This is a genomic window from Sphingomonas sp. 4RDLI-65, assembly GCF_049472435.1.
GTDB lineage: Bacteria > Pseudomonadota > Alphaproteobacteria > Sphingomonadales > Sphingomonadaceae > Sphingomonas.
In genome coordinates, this window is the sequence record NZ_JBCEBT010000005.1 from 88,410 (window position 1) to 105,711 (window position 17,302).

Here is a 17,302-nt window from a genome sequence, read left to right on the forward strand (position 1 = left end):
ATCGGCCCCCAATTGGGCCCCGGCCTCCGCCGGGGTGGTTTGTAGGGGTGGAACGGCAGGCATCCCAATCCCGCGTTCCGCCGCCCCCTCCCGTTTCCAGCCCTATCGCTGTACAGCACCCCGGATGACCCTCCTCCGCTATCTCGTCGCGCTCCTCCTCGCGGTCACCGCCGTCACCGCGCTTCCCGCGATCGCGCAGGACGAGCCCAAGGTCGCGACCGTCGCCGCCAGCCTGACGCAAGCCTCGGCCGAGCTCCAGGCGATCGACGACGCCACCCCCGCGGCGCGCGACGACAAGGCGCGGCAGGCGTTGCGGGATCGCGCGCAGGTCGTGCAGACCACCGCGGCCGACGCGGTCCGCACGCTCACCCCCGAGATGGCGCTCGTCCAGGCGCGCGTCACCGAACTCGGCGCCGCCACTCCCGGCGTGGTCGAAGCGCCCGAGATTCGCCAGCAACGCAAACTCCTCGCGCAGAGCCAGTCGGCGATCGACTCCGCGATCAAGCGCGCGCGCCTGATCGGGATCGAGGCCAAGCAGCAGATCGACGATATCGGTGCGGCCGAGGCGGAGGAACTCGGCCAGCAATTGTCCGAAAATACCGGTTCGCCGCTGTCCCCGACGCTGTGGGCTGCGATCGTCGATCACCTGCCGCGCGACACCGCGCGACTGACGCGGTTCGCCAATGTCGAGGTGCGTCAGTTCGGCACGCGGTTCGATACCCGCGCGGGTACCGGCCTGCTCGTCGGGATGCTCGCCGCGCTGGTGCTGATCGTGCCGCTGCGGCGCTGGCTGCACGGCGTCGGTCGACGCTATGCCGCCAACCATACGCCGGGCGGCCGTCTGCGGCGTTCGGCCTATGCGTTGTGGCTAGTCGTGATCGGGACCGCGCTGCCGGGGTTTGCGGCGTGGGCGATCGTCGCGTCGCTGCGCTGGGGCGGACTTGTCTCGCCCGCCTGGAGTCGGTTCGGCGCGATCTTCGTCGGGATCTCGTGGTTCTGCGCGTTCGTGTCGTCGCTCGGCGGCGCGCTGTTGCTGCGGACCCAACCGACCTGGCGGTTGCTGCCGATCGGCGACGCCGCCGCGCAGGCGCTCCGGCCGTATAGCTGGATGGCGGCGGCGCTGATCTTCTTCGGGCAGTTGCTGATCGCGACCAATCTGCTGATCGGTGTCAGCGCGCCCGCGTCGAGTGCGGCCAACGCGGTCGTCGCGCTGCTCCACATCGTCCTGCTCGGCGCTATCCTGGTGACGCTCGGCCGGTTGCGCGCCGCCGCGCTGCCCGATCCGTCGAAGCCTGCGCGCAACACGCTGCTCGCGATCGTCGCGACGCTCGTCTGGCTGGTGCTGATCGTCGCGCTCGGCGCCGGGCTGATCGGCTATGTGAACTTGGCGCTGAAGGTCGCGACGTGGCTGGTCTGGGGCGCGATCGTCGGCGCGAGCCTGTACCTGATGATGACCTTCACCGACGATGCGTGCCGGACGTTGCTGTCGAGCGGCAACCGGCTCGGGCGGTCGGCGAACAGCGGGTTCGGCGTCGACAACAAGACCGTCGACCAGATCGGCGTGCTGCTGTCGGCGGTGCTGCGGCTGTTGCTGATCATGCTCGCGGTCGGCGCGGTGATGGCGCCGTTCGGGGCAGGGGTGGGCTCGGTGTTCGAGCTGTTCGGCACGGTCGCGAGCGGCATCACGATCGGCCAGGTCACGATCTCGCCGGGGGCGGTGCTGCGCTCGATCGCGGTGCTGTTCGTCGCGCTGGCGATCATGCGCGGGCTGCAGCACTGGCTGGTGAACAGCTATCTGCCGACCACCGCGATGGATGCCGGCGCGCAGAATTCGGTGACGATGGTCGCGCGCTATGCCGGCATCATCGCCGCGGTGCTGTGGTCGCTCGGCGCGCTCGGCATCGGCATGGAGAAGCTCGCCGTGGTGCTCGGCGCGCTGTCGGTCGGGATCGGCTTCGGCCTCCAGGCGATCACGCAGAACTTCGTTTCAGGCCTGATCCTGCTCGCCGAGCGCCCGGTGAAGATCGGCGATCTCGTCCGGATCGGCAACATGGAGGGCGACGTGAAGCGCATCAACGTCCGCTCGACCGAGATCCAGGTCGCGGACCGCTCGACGCTGATCGTGCCGAATTCCGAACTGATCACCAAGACGATCCAGAACATGACGCTCGCAGCCCCGATCGGCCGGATCCAGCTGCAATTCTCGGTGCCGCTCGAAGAGGATCTCGACGCGGTGCGGACGATGCTGTTCGCGGCGTTCGCCGAGAAGCACGAGGTGCTCGACGATCCCGAATCCAAGGTGTTCATCGATTCGATCGACGCCGGCCGCGCGAAGTTCAACTGCTTTGCGTACGTGGCGAGCCCGCGGGACGCCTATCCGATCCGCAGCGAACTGCTGTTCACGCTGCTCCGCCAGTTTCGCGAAGCCGGGATCGAGGTAGGCTCGACCGCGACCAAGATGGAACTGGTCGGCTCGCTGCCGACCCCGCCGGTTGCCGATCAGGACCCCGGTCAGACTCCCGATCAGAATAAGGCATAGGGCAGCGACACGCTGAAGCTCGATCCCGCCGCCATCGTCCCGCGCGGACGGATGCGGACGTTGGTGACGGACTTGGGGGTCGGGGCGGGGTCATAGGTCCAGCTCGTGCCGCCGTTCGCCGAGAAATCGACGTCGTCGGTGGTGCTGGCCGGCGCGGTGTAGGTCACCGCGAGCGAGGAGGCGGGCGAACCTTCGGCGGTCATGACGTACGCCGTGGACGCGGTCCCGTCGCCGTCGAGCGCCACTGCCCCTCGCGCAGGCGTCGGCAATACCACGGCGAGGGAATTGGCGTCGACCGCGACGATATCGGTGTTGGTCAGCGTGATCGTCGTCCGCTGCTTGCTGCCCGGAATTGCGCGCGGGTTGCTGGTCGCGGACAGCGGGTCCCAGGTCGTCCGGGTGACGATGGTGACGCCGACCGGCTTTGCGGCGACGATCATCGTCACCGAGACGGTCGCGACGGGAATCGTCGTCGGGTTCCGGTCGAGCGTCCCGATGCAGAGCCCCAGCGCACCGAGCAGGTCGCAGAATCGCCATTCCCACGCGATCCTGAAGCTGCCGGTATAGGTGCCGGGCGCGACCGCGGTCGTCGACGAGGGGCGGACATGGACCTGGACGTTGCGCGCGGTGCCACCCAGCAACCCGAGCAGGTTGATGAGTCCGCCGTTCATGTAGACGAACGGCGTGCCGGCGGTGAACGGATAGGTGCCGGCCGCGTCCGCAGCGACGACGTATTTCGCGGTGACGGTATCGGCGACGTTGGTCGAGGTCAGCTTGAACCCGTCCGGGCTGGTCACCGTCGCGCGCAGGAAATTGCCGCTGAGCAGCGAGATCACCGTATCGGGGCAGTCGAAGCCACCGGGCACGTCGACATAGGGCGGCGCATTGTTGACCAGCGCAGGCGGGGAATAGCTGCCGAGCGCGGTCGGCCCGGTATTGGTCACCGTGCAGGCCGCCCACGCCGCCGACGGCAGTGCCGCGACGGTGAGCCCTGCAGCGATGGCCAGTTTCACGAATCCGGTCGTCAACGCTTCGCCCCTTTGCGCCTGTCACGTCGCCGCCGGGCTAGGCCGCGATTCGTTAATGCGCCTTCAAAGACCTGAAACGGGTGTTTTCCGCACGTGGCGTCCACCAGATCGACGATAATCGCGCGGTCCGGCGGGAGCCCTGCAATACCGGCCGAACCGGCATAATCCTGCGACAATTGCCCGCTAGGCGGTGGCTTCGATCATCGGGGTGGAATGGGTATGCGTAAATTGGGGCTGGTTCTGGCGGCGAGCATGCCCGCGATGGCGATCGCCCAGCAAGCGTCCGCGATGGCGGTGGCTCAACAAGCGCCCTCGACGACCGCCACCGCTGCGGCACAAACCGCAGAGCAGGACGAAGCCGCGGATGCCGAGGAGATCGTCGTCACCGGATCGCGCAAGCTGCCGGGGTCGGTGGTCGGCGACATCCCGCCCGACCAGACCCTGGGCCAATCCGAGATACGGTCGTATGGTGTCAGCTCGATCTCCGACCTGCTGAACGAACTCAGCCCGCAGACCGCCAGTGGTCGCGGCAGCGGGGGCGCGCCGGTCGTGCTGCTCAACGGCCGCCGCATCTCGAGCTTCGCCGAGATCCGCGACATCCCGACCGAGGCGATCCAGCGCGTCGAGATCCTGCCCGAGGAGGTCGCGCTCAAATACGGCTATCGCGCGGACCAGAAGGTCGTAAACTTCGTCCTGCGCCGCCGCTTTCGCGCCGTGACCGCGGAGGCGACCGACAAGATGCCGACCGAGGGCGGCAGCAACACGCCGCAGGGCGAGCTCGACATGCTCACCATCGCGCGCGATCGCCGCGTCAACCTGCACGTCGAATACACCTCGACCTCGGCGTTGACCGAGTCCGAGCGCGACATCACCCCCGCGACCAGCACCGCGGTCGGTGCGAACGGCGCGGTGGTCGACCAGACGCCGTTCCGTACGCTCCAGGCGGCGACCAGCACCTTCACCGCGAACAGCGTGTATGCGCGTGACATCGGCAAGGTCGGCGCGACGATCAACGGGCGCATCGAATCGACCGACAGCCGCAGCCTCAACGGCCTGCCGGTCGCCGCGTTGACGCTGGCCGACGGCACCACCGTGAACCGCGCCCTCAACGACGACGGCTTCCTCCCGCTCAACCAGCGCGTATCGTCGATCGCCGCGCATCTCGGCACCACGTTCAACGGCGATCTCGGCACGTGGCGCTGGAACGTGACCGGCAATTACGACCGCAGCGACACGCAGACCTTCACCGATACGGGCGTCGATGCGACCGCCTTCAATGCCCGGCTGGCCGCCGGCGACGCGACTGCCAACCCGTTCAGCGCACTGACCGCGCGCGACATCAATGCCGCCGCCGGCAACCGTGCCTATGCCACGCAGAACACCGGCGGGGTCGATGCAGTGGCCAACGGCACGCTCTTCAGCCTGCCCGCCGGCGCGGTCTCGACTACGATCAAGCTCGGTGCGGAAACCGCCGATTTCGAAAGCCGCTCGTACCGCACCTTTAATCTCGTCAGCCGGGAAACGCAGGGCCAGGTCTCGCGCGATACCGTCAACGGCCAGCTCAACGTCGACCTGCCGATCGCCAGCCGGTCTAAGGGCGTGCTGCCGTTCCTCGGCACGCTGTCGGCCAATTTCAACATCGCCGAGGATCACCTGTCGGACTTCGGCACGCTGACGACGCTCGGCTATGGGGCTAACTGGTCGCCGATCGAGGGTGTGCGGGTGATCGCGTCGGCCACCGACACCGACCAGGCACCGACCGCGCAGCAGCTCGGCAACCCGTCGATCACCACGCCCAACGCGCGCATCTTCGACTATGTCACCGGCACCACCGCGACCGTCACGACGATCAGCGGCGGCAATCCGAACCTCGTCGCGGACAACGTCCATGTGAAGAAATTGGGCCTGACGCTGAAGCCTTGGACCAAGAAGGACCTGACGCTCACCGCCAACTACGTCGACAGCCGCACCGACAACCCGATCGCCGCGTTCCCGTCGGCGACGGCGGCGATCGAGGCCGCGTTCCCCGATCGCTTCACGCGCGATGCGGCGGGCACGCTGACCCAGGTAGACACGCGTCCGATCAACTATGCGCGCAGCGAGCGTTCCGAACTGCGCTGGGGGATCAACTTCTCCGCGCCGCTGAAATCGAAGATCCAGAAGGACCTTGAGGCGTTTCGCGCCGGCACCGGGCCCAATCCGTTCGAGGGGCTGCGACCCCCCGGCGGTGTGCGTCCTTCCGACGGTAGCGCGCGTGCAGAAGGCCGGCCGGGCGGGGGTGGTCCCGGCGCTGGCGGCCCCGGCGGTGGGGGAGGGCGTGGTCCCGGAGGCTTTGGCGGTCGCGGTGGACAGGCTGGCGGGCGGCTTCAGTTCGCGCTCTACCACACCTGGCATTTCACCGATCGCGTGCTGGTCACCGAGGGCGGGCCGAGCCTGAACCTGCTCGACAGCGATGCGATCGGCAACAGCGGCGGCCAGCCGCGCCACGAGCTCGAGGCGCAGGCGGGCTACAGCAACAACGGCCTCGGCGCGCGCGTTTCGGCCAGTTACGCGACTGGCACGACCGTCGAGGGCGGCACCGCGGCGGCGCCAACGACGCTCAATTTCGGCGGGCTGGCGACCGCGAACGTGCGCCTGTTCGCCGATCTCGGCCAACGTCTCGAATGGGTGAAGGTGCATCCTTGGCTGCGCGGGATGCGGATCAGCTTCTCGGTCGACAACGTCCTCAACACCCGCCAGCGGGTAACCGATGCGACCGGGGCGACGCCCAACAACTACCAGCCGGACTATCTCAACCCGCTGGGCCGCACTGTGCGATTGAGCATCCGCAAGCTGTTCTTCTAAAACTTGAGACCCTCTCCCCTTCGGGGAGAGGGAGGGGCCCGCGCGCCCTTGCGCGTGGGAGGGTGAGGCGCGTGAGGCTCGGGACGCTCGCGACAACCGCCCCTCACCCTCCCGTCGCCAGTGCTCCTCCTTCCCTCTCCCCGGAGGGGCGAGGGAGGTTAGAGACCGACTTTGCCGGCCAGCCACCGCGCCGCGGCCTCGGGCGTCTGCTTGTCCGCATCCCGGTCCACCCGGTAATTCGCAGCCCGCATCGCCTCGACCGGGATCCGCCCGACCAGCGGCTTCAGCGCGCCCGTGAATTTCGCATCCCCGGCCCGCTTCGGCGCGACCATCAATATCGCATCATACCCAGGAATAGCCCGCCGCGGATCGCTCAGCACCGCCAGCCCATCCGCCGCGATCCGCCCATCCGACGAGAAGGCCGAGATCACATCGACATTCCCGCTCTCCAGCGCGCGGTACATAAAGGTCGGGCTGTACGGCGTGGTCTTGGCGAACCGCAGCGGATAGGCGCGCTTCACCGCCGCCCATTCGGGCCGCTCGAGAAACTCCAGATCGCTGCCGAGCGTCATCGCCGGCGCGGCCTTCACCAGATCGTCGAGGCTGGAGATACCCTTCGCCTTGGCCACATCGCCCTTCATCGCGAACGCATAGGCATTTTCGAACCCGAGTGACCCGATCAGCCCGACATCGTGCTCGCGCTTCGCCCATGCACCGATCGCCGCGACCATCGCGTCGTGCTCGGGCACGTCCGATCGCTTCATTTCGTTCGCCCAGATCGTCCCGGCATAATCGACATACACGTCGATATCGCCGCCCGAGAGCGCGCCGAACACCACCGCCGAGCCCAGCCCATCGCGGTACTCGACGGTATAGCCGGCCCGCTCGAGCCGATCGCCGATCAGCCGCGCGAGGATATATTGCTCGGAGAAGTTCTTCGCGCCGACCACCACCGTCCGGTCGCCGCCGCTCTTAGGCCAGAGCGGCAGCGTCGCGATCACCGTTCCCGCCACCAGCACGACGGCGCAAGCGATCCACAACCACCGCCGCCGCGCGCGGATGCCGTATTCGATCCCGCCGATCAGCGCGTCGACCGCCAGCGCCAGCGCCGCCGCCGATACGCACCCGGCCAGCACCAGCGCCCAGTTCTGCGTCTGCAACCCGGCGAAGATCATGTCGCCCAGACTCGGCTGGCCGACCGTCGTCGACAGCGTTGCCGCGCCGATCGTCCACACCGCAGCGGTACGGATGCCCGCGATCAGCACCGGCGCGACCAACGGTGCCTCGACCAGCCGCAGCTTCTGCGCGGGCGTCATCCCGACCGCATCTGCCGCCTGGATCACCGCCGGGTCGATCCCGTGCAGCCCCGCCACCGCATTGCGGATGATCGGCAGCAACGCATACAGCGTCAGCGCGATCAGCGACGGCAGGAACCCGAGTGCGGGGATGCCGCCGCCGACCAGCGCGGAGAGGCTCAGCAGCAGCGGATAGAACAGCGCCAGCAGCGCGAGGCTCGGGATCGTCTGCACGAGGCTGGCAAACCCAAGCGACACGCGTGCGACATTGGCGTTGCGTGCCGACCAGATCCCCAGTGGCAGGCTGATCGCGATCCCCAGCAGCAGCGCCGACGCCGACAGCAGCACGTGCGCGGCGAGCAGCGGCGGCACGCGACCCAATGCGTCGAGAAACGCGCTCACGAAACCAGCGCCTGAAGGCGTTCGGCCTGCGCGCGCGGCACCTGCACCAGCGCCTGCGCGTCGTCGCCACCCCTGCCCGCGACCAGCTCGGCCGGAGTCGCATCGGCAACGATCCGCCCCGCCTTCATCACGAGCACGCGGTCGGCGAGCAGCAACGCCTCCGCCATGTCGTGCGTCACCAGGATCGTCGTCAGCCCGAGCCGATCGTGCAGTTCCCGAATCCGCGTCCCCAGCGCATCGCGCGTCACCGGATCGAGCGCCCCGAACGCCTCGTCGAGCAGCAGCAGCTTCGCCCCCGGCGCGAGTGCGCGGGCGATGCCGACACGCTGGCGCTGGCCGCCCGACAGCGCGTCCGGCATCCGCCCGGCGATGTCGCGGGGCAGGTCGACGAGGTCGAGCAGTTCGTCGACCTTAGCGTCATCCGCACGTCCGGCAATGCGCAATCCGATCGCGATGTTCTCGGCGATCGTCATGTGCGGGAACAGGCCGATATTCTGGAACACATAGCCGATCCGGCGGCGCAGTTCGGGGGCGGGCTCCGCGGCGACGTCGGCGCCATTGATCGTCACGCGGCCTTCGCTCGGCTCGACCAGCCGGTTGATCATCTTGAGCAGCGTCGACTTGCCTGACCCCGAGGTCCCGACCAGCGCGACGAAAGCGCCGCGGGCAATCTCGATCGAGACCGCGTCGACCGCGATCGTCGACCCGTATGTCTTGGTGACGCGTTCGAAAGCGAGCGCTGGAATTTGGTCTGGCATCTGCGCGCAGGATGCGGGAAACATACCGGAAAATCAAATAGAGAGGCGTGCCATGAGCGAGCAGAGCATATTCATCACCGGCGGCGGATCGGGGATCGGCCGCGCCACCGCGATACTGTTCGCGCGGAAAGGCTGGCGGGTGGGGCTCGCCGACGTCAACGTCGCCGGGCTTACGGAGACCGCCGCGCTTCTCCCCGCCGGCATGGCGACCACCTACCAGATGGACGTGCGCGACCGTGAGGCGTGGGTGACCTGCCTCGACGCGTTCGTCGCGACCACCGGCGGGCGGCTCGACGTGCTGTTCAACAATGCCGGCGTGGGCTCGGGCGGGCCGCTCGCGGAGACCGACTTCGCCGAGATCGACCGGGTGATCGCGATCAACCTGGTCGGCGCGCTCAACGGTGCGCGGATCGGCTATGCGTATCTCAAGCGGACGCCGGGATCGTGCCTGCTCAACACCGCGTCGGCCTCGGCGATCTATGGCTCGTCGGGCCTCGCGCCCTATTCCGCGACCAAATTCGGCGTGCGCGCGATCACCGAGGCGCTCGATGGTGAATGGGCGGCGGACGGCATCAAGGTGCGCTCGATCGTGCCGAGCTTCATCGATACGCCGCTGCTCGATGCGGGGGCGGGCGGCACCAACCACTCGATCCGCGAGACGGTGACGGGGGCAGGGCTGGAGCTGACCGGCGTCGACAAGGTCGCGGAAGCGGCGTGGGCCGCGGTCCACGGCGACAAGGTCCACACCTATGTGGGCAAGACCGCGCACCGCATGGCGTTTGCGGCCAGATGGATGCCGGGCGCGCTGCGCAAGCGGATGCGCCGGGACATGAGGCAGGGGTGACCCTTGCTGATCCTCCCCTGTGAGGGGAGGTGGCAGCCACTTGGCTGACGGAGGGGTAGCGCGCTATCGACAGCGGATCACCCCTCTGTCTGGCTACGCCAGCCACCTCCCCTGCAAGGGGAGGATCGGGCGTTCAGGCGTCGCCGACGATCGCGTCGATCGCTTCGGCCATCTCGATATCGCGCGGGCTCAGGCCGCCGGCATCGTGCGTGGTCAGCAGGATCTCGACCCGGTTCCAGACGTTCTTCCACTCCGGATGATGGTTCGCGCGCTCGGCGATCAGCGCGACCTGGGTCATGAAGCCGAACGCCTCGACGAAATCGGCGAACACGATCGTCCGCGTGATCGCGTCGCGCGCATCGTCGTAATCCCACTCGTCCAGCCCATCGAGCGCCTCGGCCCGCTCGGTCTCGTTCAGCGCTTCGATCATTCGCGTGTCCCTTGCCGCTATCCTCGCGCAACGACTATGGCTGGCGGCATGAGCGAGCAAGCATCATTGCGTGACGAGAGCAGGGGAGAAGCCCCCGACGCCGACACGATCGAGGCGATCTGTCGCGTGACGATCGCCAAGTTGCCGGCGCAGTTCACGGTCCATCTCGGCGACATCGTCTTCGCGGTCGAGGAGTATGCCGACGACGAGACGCTCGCCGCGCTCGGCCTGGAGCATCCGCTCGACCTGTCCGGCCTCTACCACGGGCGTCCGCTCGGCGAGAAATCGTCGATGGAGTCCGGCGCGATGCCCGATCGCATCGTCCTGTACCGCCGCGCGATCCTGGAGGAATGGATCGAGACCGGCGTCCGCCTCGACGACCTCGTCGCGCATGTCACGATCCACGAGATCGGCCATCATTTCGGCCTCGGCGACGACGACATGCACGCGTTGGAAGATGCTGCGGAAGACGGCGCAGAAGACTCGGCCGCGTGAGCCTGACGTTCCGCGACGTCGCGTGCGTGCGGGGCGGAAGGCTGTTGTTCTCGGGCGTGTCGTTCGATCTCGGCCCCGGCGATGCCGCGGTCGTCACCGGCCCCAACGGGATCGGCAAGTCCAGCCTGATCCGCATCGCCGCCGGCCTGCTTGGCGCATTCGAAGGCACCGTGACGTGCGAGGCGAGCAAGGCGCTGCTCACCGAAGCCAGCGCGCTCGATACCGACCGCACGCTCGTCGTTGCGCTGCGTTTCTGGGCGACGCTCGATGCGGCACCAGACCCGGAGGCGCGCGTCGACCGTGCACTGGCCGCCCTCGATCTGGCGGCATTGGCCGATATCCCGGTGCGGCTCCTGTCCACCGGGCAACGCCGTCGCGCGTCGATCGCGCGTGTCGCCGCCAGCGAGGCGAAGGTCTGGCTGCTCGACGAACCCGCCAACGGGCTCGATGCGGTCTCGGTAACGAGGCTCGAAGCCCTGGTTGCCGGCCACCGGGCACGCGGCGGCATTGCGCTCGTCGCCACGCACCTCCCGCTGTCGATGCCGGGTGCGCAGGAGGTCGGCCTGTGATCGCGCTGATCCGCCGCGATCTTCGCCGCAGCGTATCGAGCGGCGGCGCGACCTTGGTCGTCGCGTTCTTCCTGCTGGTGGCGACGCTGTTCCCGTTCGCGATCGGTCCCGACGCCGCGCTGCTCGCCAAGATCGGCGGCGGCGTTATCTGGACCGCGGCGCTGCTGGCCGCATTGCTCCCGGTCGAGCGGCTGATCGGCCCGGATCTCGAGGCGGGCGTGTTCGACCAGTTCGCGGTGCGCGGCCTGTCGATGACCGCGGTCGCAGCGGCCAAGATGATCGCGCACTGGCTCGGCTTCGGCCCGCCGCTGATGCTCGCCGCGGTGATCGCCGCCGGGCTGCTCAACCTGTCGGGCGACACGCTGCTCCGGGTCGAGATCGGCCTGCTGATCGGCACGCCTGGGCTGGCCGCGCTTGCGGTCGTCACGAGTGCGCTCGTCGCAGGCGTCCGCGGCAGCGGCGCGGTAACGGGTCTGGTGATGCTCCCGCTTGCCGTGCCGCTGCTGATCTTCGGCGCAGGCTCGCTCGATCCCGCGGGCGGTGCGGGCGCGATCAAGCTGCTCGCCGCGGTCAGCCTCGTCCTGGTCGCCGGCGCGCCGTTCGTGGCCGCCGCCGCGATCCGCGCGGCGTTGGACTAAGCCTTACCGCGATCCTCCCCCGCAAGGGGGAGGTGGCTGGCACTTGCCAGACGGAGGGGGAGGCCGACGATAACCGCTATTGCGTATCCGCCCCCTCCGTCGCTTCGCGCCACCTCCCCCTGGCGGGGGAGGATCGATTGTTGCGAGCAATTGAATTGGCCGCGAGACTGGCAAGGGTGAGGCGGTCGAGCTCCCGGTAGTTTAATTCAGCGTCGTCATTTCCACGGCCTTGCCCTTGGTCGTCGGGTTCGACGCATTGGCCTTGGGTGCCTTTTCGGCCTTGGGCTTGCGGACTTCCTTGCTCGATTTCTTCTGGCTCTTGGCCATGACGACACCTCATGGGGCGGAAGGCCCCGCGGTATCGTACACCCTTGTGAGGCCGGACGCGCCTCTTATTGCAGCAACCGCAGCGTCGCCTCGTCCGCCATCCCGCCGAAGAACCGGTCGAGCGCCGCGCGGAACGGCGCCGGGTCGTCCGCCACCGCCGCGAACAGCGTCATCGACGACCGCAGCTTCACCGCATCGATCCCGCCCAGGATCGCCTCCGCCGAGCCCCGCGCGCCGACCACCGCCGCCGTCGCCTCGATCAGCCGTGCGCCGAGCACCGGATGCGCCAGATACGCGCGCGCCTCGTCCGCACCTGCAATCGCATAGGTCCGCGCCATCGCGCTCTGCCCGAGCCCGGCGATCTGCGGGAAGACGAACCACATCCAGTGGCTGCGCTTCGCCCCTGCGCGCAATTCGGCGAGTGCCTGTGGATAGACACCGGCCTGCGCGGTGACGAAGCGGTCGAGATCGTCCATCATGCGCCCGAGATGGTCGCCGACACGACAAGCGCAACCCCGCGCCTGCCGCCGCGTTGGCAACTCCGCGCCCGCCGACGCGTTGGACGGCATGACGATTGAGGAAACACCCGCGTGAAGATGCTGACGATCGCGCTCCTGGCCATTCCGCTGTTGAGCGGTTGCGGCCGCAACGACGATCCCGTCAACGCGGTCGCGGCGCGGAGCTACAAGCCCCCCGAAACACGCGCGCCGACGCCGATTCCGGGCCAGGCGCAGACCACGCCGATCACCGCCTATGTCGGCAAATACCCGCATGACGCGGTCGACGGCGTCGACTTCTTCGATCGCACCGACGTCGCCGCCGGACTCGTCGCTGCGGTCGGCGACCCGAAATTGCGCCAGACGATCCGCGGTCGGTCGGGGCCGGCGACGCCGATCTTCACGGTCGGCGACCGCGTCGCGGCATGGGGCTGCGAACAGCATAATTGCGGCGATCACAACTGGACCGTGCTGGTCGACGCCAAGCGCGGCAAGACCGAAGTCTGCCATCATGACGCCGCGACCATGGGCGCGCGCAGCGACTGGTATGACGGCGATGCGCCCGTCCGCCGCGACGCGCCCTGCCCCTCGGAAGGATAGATCATGCTCGAACACATCCCCGCTTGGCTCGGCAGCGCGATGAGCAATGTGCGCGCGGGTGCCGACAAGCTCGTCATCGTCCAACTCGGTGAAAATTTCGAAACGCTCGACCTCACCAGTCCGGCGTTCGCGCACGATGGTCGCCTGTCGCCACGCTTCACCGCCGACGGCGCGGGTGTGTCGCCACCGCTGACCTGGCGCGCACCGCCGGCGGGAACCGAGCGGCTCGTGCTGATCGTCGAGGACGCCGATGCGCCGACCCCGCAGCCTCTGGTCCACGCCATCGTCTGGGGTCTGGACGCGGATGCGGGCCATCTCGCCGAGGGCGCGATCGTCGCGGATGGCGCAGGCGATGCTGGCGGGCGCGACGTCGGCCGCAATTCCTATCTGCGCGAAGGCTGGCTGCCGCCCGATCCCCCGAGCGGGCACGGCGAGCATCGCTACGCGTTCCAGCTGTTCGCGATCGGTGCGGGGGCAGGGGATCCCGGCGAGACGCCAGGGCGATCGGCGATCATCGATGCGATCACCGGCCATGTGCTGGCGGCCGGGCTGTTGATCGGGACGTATTCGCGGGAAGACGAGGCGCCGGTCGGACCGGTCGGGATGGGTGCGCCCGCCTGAACGGGCGCCCAGATCAGGCTCGGGCTTCAGTTAGGGCTTGGGCTCAGGCGAGCATGGCGCCGGCATGCGTCACGATCAGCAGGATGGTGGTCGAGAAGGCGGCGAGCCCAATGAGGATGCTGCGGGTCATGGCGTGAACTCCTTGGCGTGCGCAGGTCAGGCGATCGGGATGATCGGGGTGGCGGCGCTGACGGCGATCGCGGCGAAGAACAGTGCGCCGACGAACGAGAGAGCGATACGCTGGGCGGTTTCGAAACGGAGCGACATGGGGATTTCCTTCGATCTTCGGGCTGCCGGACCATCCGGCTGCCGATATCGAAAGCTTTGCATGCAGCGTGCCAATTCCGCATGTCGTTGATTTAGCTAGGACTTCTGTTTTGACGCTAAATCAGTTGGGAAAATCCGCCAGCCAACGCGGGTAAATTACGCCAATCTGCGGGATCAGCCGGCGCAGATCTGGTCGCGGCCCTGTTCCTTGGCGACGTAGAGCAGGCGATCGGCGCGCGAAAATGCGGCGTCTGCGGTTTCGTCGCCCTGGATCGCGGTGATGCCGGCCGAAAACGTCACGATGCCGAGCGGGGTATCGGTGTCGCGATTGCGGAACCGCTTTGCCGCGACGGTCGCGCGCACCGAATCGAGCAGTCCTGCGGCATCCGCCAGACCGACGCCGCTGAGCAGCACGGCAAATTCCTCGCCGCCATGACGCACCACGAGGTGCGGCGCGCATTCCGCCGCCATCGCCTGGCCGATCGCGGTCAGCACCCGGTCGCCAACGCCGTGGCCGTGCAGGTCGTTGACCCGCTTGAACCGGTCGATGTCGCATACCGCCAAACAATAGGGGCCGGCTTCCGGATCGCGCTCGGCGAACGCCTCCTCGAAGGCGCGGCGATTGGGCAGGCCGGTCAGCATGTCGCGCCGCGCACTCTCCCGCGCCTCGGCAAGCTTGGCACGCAGCGCGTCGGCCTCGGCGGTGGCTTCGGCCAGCCGGACCTCGCTGTCGCGGATTCGGCCGATCATCGTGGTCGTGATCCGCGTGATCTCGTCGATCTCGGCCATCTGGGTTATCGCGGCCGCGCTTTTCTCGAGATCGCGCCCGAACCCGCGCGTCTCGTCGCGCATCGTCCGCATCATCTGCGCGAAGCCATCGACCTGCTGCTGCGTCTGGACGACCAGCGCCATCGCTGTGTCGACGGTCTCGTCTACCGCTTGATCCGCCGTCCGCGGACGCGAGAGGGGCGGGCCGTCGACGACCTGCCCGCCCAGCCGCTCGATGTCCTGCCGGCTCAGGCGGACGCCGTCTTCGGTGAGCTCGGCGACCGCCCGCGCGAGCGGTCGATCCGGCGCCGACAGGACGGCGAACGCAAACGCGTAATGCGCCGGGTCGGGGCTCAGGCCCTGTTTGTCGAGAAAGCTGCCGATCTGGTCGAACAGAATGTCTCGTGGGGTCGGCCCCGATATCGACTTGGTCGCCCGCGCGTCCCGCATGATTCCCTCCGCATCCCGGTCAAAGGGTTAGACCCGAAAGCGTTAGCATACTGTCACCAAAGCGGCAGTTATTTGCCGGTCAGCTTCTGGACGGCGGCGAGCGTCGTGGCGACATGCTCGGCGGGGTTCATGTCGTCGTGCACGAAGGCGACGCGGCCGTCCTTGGCGATGACGTAGCTGGTGCGCTTGGTCACGTCGCGGCCTGCAATCTGCTTGCCGAGCGCGACGTCATAGCCGGCGACGACCTTTGGCCCGGCGCTGGCGACCGCGAACTTGCCCGCGCACTTTTCCGCGGAGAACTTGCTGAGCGTCTCGACATTGTCGGCCGACATGCCGATCACCGTGCCGCCTGCCTTGGTGAACGCCGGGATCGCTTCGGCGAACGCATGCGCCTCGGCATTGCAGCCGCCGGTATAGGCCGCCGGGAAGAAATACAGCACGACCGGGCCCTTCTTCAGCTGCTCGGCGAGGTGGACGGTGAACACCTTGCCGGCGATCGCGCCACGCGTCGTGAAGTCGGGAGCCTTGGCGCCGGGGGCGAGTGCCGCGAACGCGGGCGTCGCGAGGAGGAGGGCGGCGAGGGTCGGAACGAGGCGCATGAACGATACTCCGGTTGGATTGCAACGACCTACGCCGACGCAGGCGTTCCGTCCATTGCTCCGTGCGGCTGCGGACGATAGGCAGGGACAATGCCAGTGACCCAAGCCGATATCGACCTCGCGCACCGCCTTGCGGATGCCGCGGGCCACGTCATCCGACCCTATTTCCGCCACGAGCACGGCGTCGAGATCAAGGACGACCAATCCCCCGTCACCCGCGCCGACCGCGAGGCGGAATCCGCGATGCGCCGGCTGCTCGATGCGGAGCGCTCGGGCGACGGCATCGTCGGCGAGGAGTATGGCGAGAAGACGGGCGTCACCAACCGCAAATGGGTGCTCGACCCAATCGACGGCACGCGCAGCTTCACCGTGGGCCGCGCGATCTTCGGCACGCTGATCGCCCTGGTAGAGGATGGCTGGCCGGTGCTCGGCATCATCGACCAGCCGGTCCAGCGCGAACGCTGGGTCGGCGTCGCGGGCCGCCCGACGACGCTCAACGGCGTGCCCGTCCGGACGCGCGCCTGCCGCGAACTCGCCGGCGCGACGATCGCCACCACCAGCCCGCACCTTTTCGACGAAGACGACGTTCAACCGTACCTCGCGCTGGTCGCGGCGATCTCGGGCGGCAATCCGCGCCAGGGGCCGGTGTACGGCGGCGACTGCTATAATTACGGCCTGCTCGCGAGCGGGCATCTCGACGTTGTCTGCGAATCGGGCCTCAAGCTCTACGACTTTGCCGCGCTGGTGCCGGTGGTCGAGGGGGCAGGGGGCATGATGTGCGACTGGAACGGCGATCCGCTGACCGCGGCAAGCGAAGGCCATGTGCTCGCGATCGGCGACCCCGCGCGGATGGACGACGTGCTCGAGGCGATGCACCGGTTGCAGGGTGCGCACGATCACGGGCATGATGGCCACGACCACTGACCTGAATTCCCGGCTCGCCTGCGGGAGGGGGAAGCAAAAGCGGATCCCCCTTCCCATTCTCCGATCCGTCATCCCGGCGGACGCCGGGACCCACGGACACGGAGTGCCCGCCAACGCCCCAAACCGCAACCATGGGTCCCGGCGTCCGCCGGGATGACGGGGCGGATGGGGTTGGGGAGGGGGCATGGTCGAAAGCGCCGTTCTCCACCCGAGGCAGAAGCTACGCCTTCCCGCTAGCGGACTAACGGCTCCCCCGTCCGTCACTCCCGCCCCATACGTCACCCCAGCGAACGCTGGGGTCTCCAAATTGGGTGTCGCCCCAGCGGAACGAGATCCCAGCTTCCGCTGGGATGACGAGGATGGTGGGGGATGACGAATCCCGTCGGCAGGACGAACCCCGCTGGCAT

General features: G+C 68.2%; 17 protein-coding genes. 9 read left to right on the forward strand and 8 right to left on the reverse strand.

Annotated elements, in window-relative coordinates; genetic code table 11:
• Positions 1-124 precede the first annotated feature (124 nt).
• Positions 125-2,539: a DUF3772 domain-containing protein gene (locus VH567_RS12785; RefSeq protein WP_423326653.1), complete on the forward strand. Its 2,415-nt coding sequence runs from the start codon at positions 125-127 to the stop codon at positions 2,537-2,539.
• On the opposite strand, the gene VH567_RS12790 is transcribed toward VH567_RS12785, so the two are convergent.
• Positions 2,524-3,567: a protein CsuE gene (locus VH567_RS12790; protein ID WP_423326654.1), complete on the reverse strand. Its 1,044-nt coding sequence runs from the start codon at positions 3,565-3,567 to the stop codon at positions 2,524-2,526. The two genes, VH567_RS12785 and VH567_RS12790, sit on opposite strands and share 16 nt — an antisense overlap.
• A gap of 219 nt (positions 3,568-3,786) precedes the next feature.
• Here VH567_RS12790 and VH567_RS12795 point away from each other — a divergent pair, with 219 nt between their 5' ends.
• Complete coding sequence (locus tag VH567_RS12795; RefSeq protein ID WP_423326655.1) at positions 3,787-6,411, forward strand: TonB-dependent receptor; 2,625 nt, start codon at positions 3,787-3,789, stop codon at positions 6,409-6,411.
• Positions 6,412-6,569: 158 nt separating this feature from the next.
• Here the strand turns inward: VH567_RS12795 and VH567_RS12800 are convergent, their stop codons facing one another.
• Both VH567_RS12800 and VH567_RS12805 read right to left on the reverse strand, forming a co-directional pair.
• Entirely contained in the window at positions 6,570-8,108 is a 1,539-nt protein-coding gene (locus VH567_RS12800) for an ABC transporter permease/substrate-binding protein (protein ID WP_423326656.1), read from the reverse strand.
• Positions 8,105-8,866 carry an ATP-binding cassette domain-containing protein gene (locus VH567_RS12805; protein WP_423326657.1) on the reverse strand — a complete coding sequence of 254 codons (762 nt, stop codon included), beginning with the start codon at positions 8,864-8,866 and terminating at the stop codon, positions 8,105-8,107. Before VH567_RS12805 ends, VH567_RS12800 begins: the two co-directional genes overlap by 4 nt.
• 52 nt (positions 8,867-8,918) lie before the next feature.
• Between VH567_RS12805 and VH567_RS12810 the strand changes: the two genes are divergently transcribed.
• Complete coding sequence (locus tag VH567_RS12810) at positions 8,919-9,710, forward strand: SDR family oxidoreductase (RefSeq protein ID WP_423326658.1); 792 nt, start codon at positions 8,919-8,921, stop codon at positions 9,708-9,710.
• A 133-nt stretch (positions 9,711-9,843) separates the two neighbouring features.
• Here VH567_RS12810 and VH567_RS12815 read toward each other — a convergent pair whose 3' ends face one another.
• Complete coding sequence (locus VH567_RS12815) at positions 9,844-10,140, reverse strand: 4a-hydroxytetrahydrobiopterin dehydratase (RefSeq protein ID WP_056019031.1); 297 nt, start codon at positions 10,138-10,140, stop codon at positions 9,844-9,846.
• 48 nt (positions 10,141-10,188) lie between these two features.
• Between VH567_RS12815 and VH567_RS12820 the strand changes: the two genes are divergently transcribed.
• Genes VH567_RS12820 through VH567_RS12830 form a run of 3 tightly spaced genes read left to right on the forward strand, consistent with a single transcriptional unit; the run spans position 10,189 to position 11,842 of the window.
• Positions 10,189-10,635, forward strand: coding sequence for a metallopeptidase family protein (locus VH567_RS12820; protein ID WP_423326659.1), 447 nt, complete (start codon positions 10,189-10,191; stop codon positions 10,633-10,635).
• Positions 10,632-11,204 carry a heme ABC exporter ATP-binding protein CcmA gene (gene ccmA / locus VH567_RS12825; RefSeq protein ID WP_423326660.1) on the forward strand — a complete coding sequence of 191 codons (573 nt, stop codon included), beginning with the start codon at positions 10,632-10,634 and terminating at the stop codon, positions 11,202-11,204. Before VH567_RS12820 ends, ccmA begins: the two co-directional genes overlap by 4 nt.
• The gene (locus VH567_RS12830) at positions 11,201-11,842 is read left to right on the forward strand and encodes a heme exporter protein CcmB (protein WP_423326661.1); all 642 of its coding nucleotides are present in this window, start codon (positions 11,201-11,203) and stop codon (positions 11,840-11,842) included. The genes ccmA and VH567_RS12830 overlap by 4 nt, the downstream gene beginning before the upstream one ends.
• 201 nt (positions 11,843-12,043) lie before the next feature.
• On the opposite strand, the gene VH567_RS12835 is transcribed toward VH567_RS12830, so the two are convergent.
• Together VH567_RS12835 and VH567_RS12840 are read right to left on the reverse strand one after the other, a co-directional pair.
• Positions 12,044-12,169, reverse strand: a complete 126-nt coding sequence (locus VH567_RS12835) for a hypothetical protein (RefSeq protein WP_423326662.1) — start codon at positions 12,167-12,169, stop codon at positions 12,044-12,046.
• Between the two features lie 65 nt (positions 12,170-12,234).
• A complete protein-coding gene (locus VH567_RS12840; RefSeq protein WP_423326663.1) occupies positions 12,235-12,648 on the reverse strand; it encodes a DUF1810 domain-containing protein in 414 nt (137 codons plus the stop codon).
• Positions 12,649-12,765: 117 nt separating this feature from the next.
• Between VH567_RS12840 and VH567_RS12845 the strand changes: the two genes are divergently transcribed.
• Both VH567_RS12845 and VH567_RS12850 read left to right on the forward strand, forming a co-directional pair.
• Positions 12,766-13,266, forward strand: coding sequence for a hypothetical protein (locus VH567_RS12845; protein WP_423326792.1), 501 nt, complete (start codon positions 12,766-12,768; stop codon positions 13,264-13,266).
• A gap of 3 nt (positions 13,267-13,269) precedes the next feature.
• Positions 13,270-13,887, forward strand: coding sequence for a YbhB/YbcL family Raf kinase inhibitor-like protein (locus VH567_RS12850; RefSeq protein WP_423326664.1), 618 nt, complete (start codon positions 13,270-13,272; stop codon positions 13,885-13,887).
• A gap of 441 nt (positions 13,888-14,328) precedes the next feature.
• Here the strand turns inward: VH567_RS12850 and VH567_RS12855 are convergent, their stop codons facing one another.
• Positions 14,329-15,372 (reverse strand): GGDEF domain-containing protein, encoded by a 1,044-nt coding sequence (locus tag VH567_RS12855; RefSeq protein WP_423326665.1) that lies wholly within the window; start codon positions 15,370-15,372, stop codon positions 14,329-14,331.
• 68 nt (positions 15,373-15,440) lie between these two features.
• Complete coding sequence (locus tag VH567_RS12860) at positions 15,441-15,971, reverse strand: peroxiredoxin (protein ID WP_423326666.1); 531 nt, start codon at positions 15,969-15,971, stop codon at positions 15,441-15,443.
• A gap of 90 nt (positions 15,972-16,061) precedes the next feature.
• Between VH567_RS12860 and VH567_RS12865 the strand changes: the two genes are divergently transcribed.
• The gene (locus VH567_RS12865) at positions 16,062-16,895 is read left to right on the forward strand and encodes an inositol monophosphatase family protein (protein WP_423326667.1); all 834 of its coding nucleotides are present in this window, start codon (positions 16,062-16,064) and stop codon (positions 16,893-16,895) included.
• The last annotated feature ends 407 nt before the right edge of the window (positions 16,896-17,302 follow it).

Coding starts and splice junctions, on each gene's coding strand:
- VH567_RS12820 (WP_423326659.1), top strand. CDS start 10,189: ATGAGCGAGCAAGCATCATTGCGTGACGAGAGCAGGGGAGAAGCCCCC.
- VH567_RS12840 (WP_423326663.1), bottom strand. CDS start 12,648: ATGATGGACGATCTCGACCGCTTCGTCACCGCGCAGGCCGGTGTCTAT.
- VH567_RS12810 (WP_423326658.1), top strand. CDS start 8,919: ATGAGCGAGCAGAGCATATTCATCACCGGCGGCGGATCGGGGATCGGC.
- VH567_RS12855 (WP_423326665.1), bottom strand. CDS start 15,372: ATGCGGGACGCGCGGGCGACCAAGTCGATATCGGGGCCGACCCCACGA.
- VH567_RS12865 (WP_423326667.1), top strand. CDS start 16,062: ATGCCAGTGACCCAAGCCGATATCGACCTCGCGCACCGCCTTGCGGAT.
- VH567_RS12835 (WP_423326662.1), bottom strand. CDS start 12,169: ATGGCCAAGAGCCAGAAGAAATCGAGCAAGGAAGTCCGCAAGCCCAAG.
- VH567_RS12795 (WP_423326655.1), top strand. CDS start 3,787: ATGCGTAAATTGGGGCTGGTTCTGGCGGCGAGCATGCCCGCGATGGCG.
- VH567_RS12845 (WP_423326792.1), top strand. CDS start 12,766: ATGCTGACGATCGCGCTCCTGGCCATTCCGCTGTTGAGCGGTTGCGGC.
- VH567_RS12785 (WP_423326653.1), top strand. CDS start 125: ATGACCCTCCTCCGCTATCTCGTCGCGCTCCTCCTCGCGGTCACCGCC.
- VH567_RS12850 (WP_423326664.1), top strand. CDS start 13,270: ATGCTCGAACACATCCCCGCTTGGCTCGGCAGCGCGATGAGCAATGTG.
- VH567_RS12815 (WP_056019031.1), bottom strand. CDS start 10,140: ATGATCGAAGCGCTGAACGAGACCGAGCGGGCCGAGGCGCTCGATGGG.
- VH567_RS12860 (WP_423326666.1), bottom strand. CDS start 15,971: ATGCGCCTCGTTCCGACCCTCGCCGCCCTCCTCCTCGCGACGCCCGCG.
- VH567_RS12805 (WP_423326657.1), bottom strand. CDS start 8,866: ATGCCAGACCAAATTCCAGCGCTCGCTTTCGAACGCGTCACCAAGACA.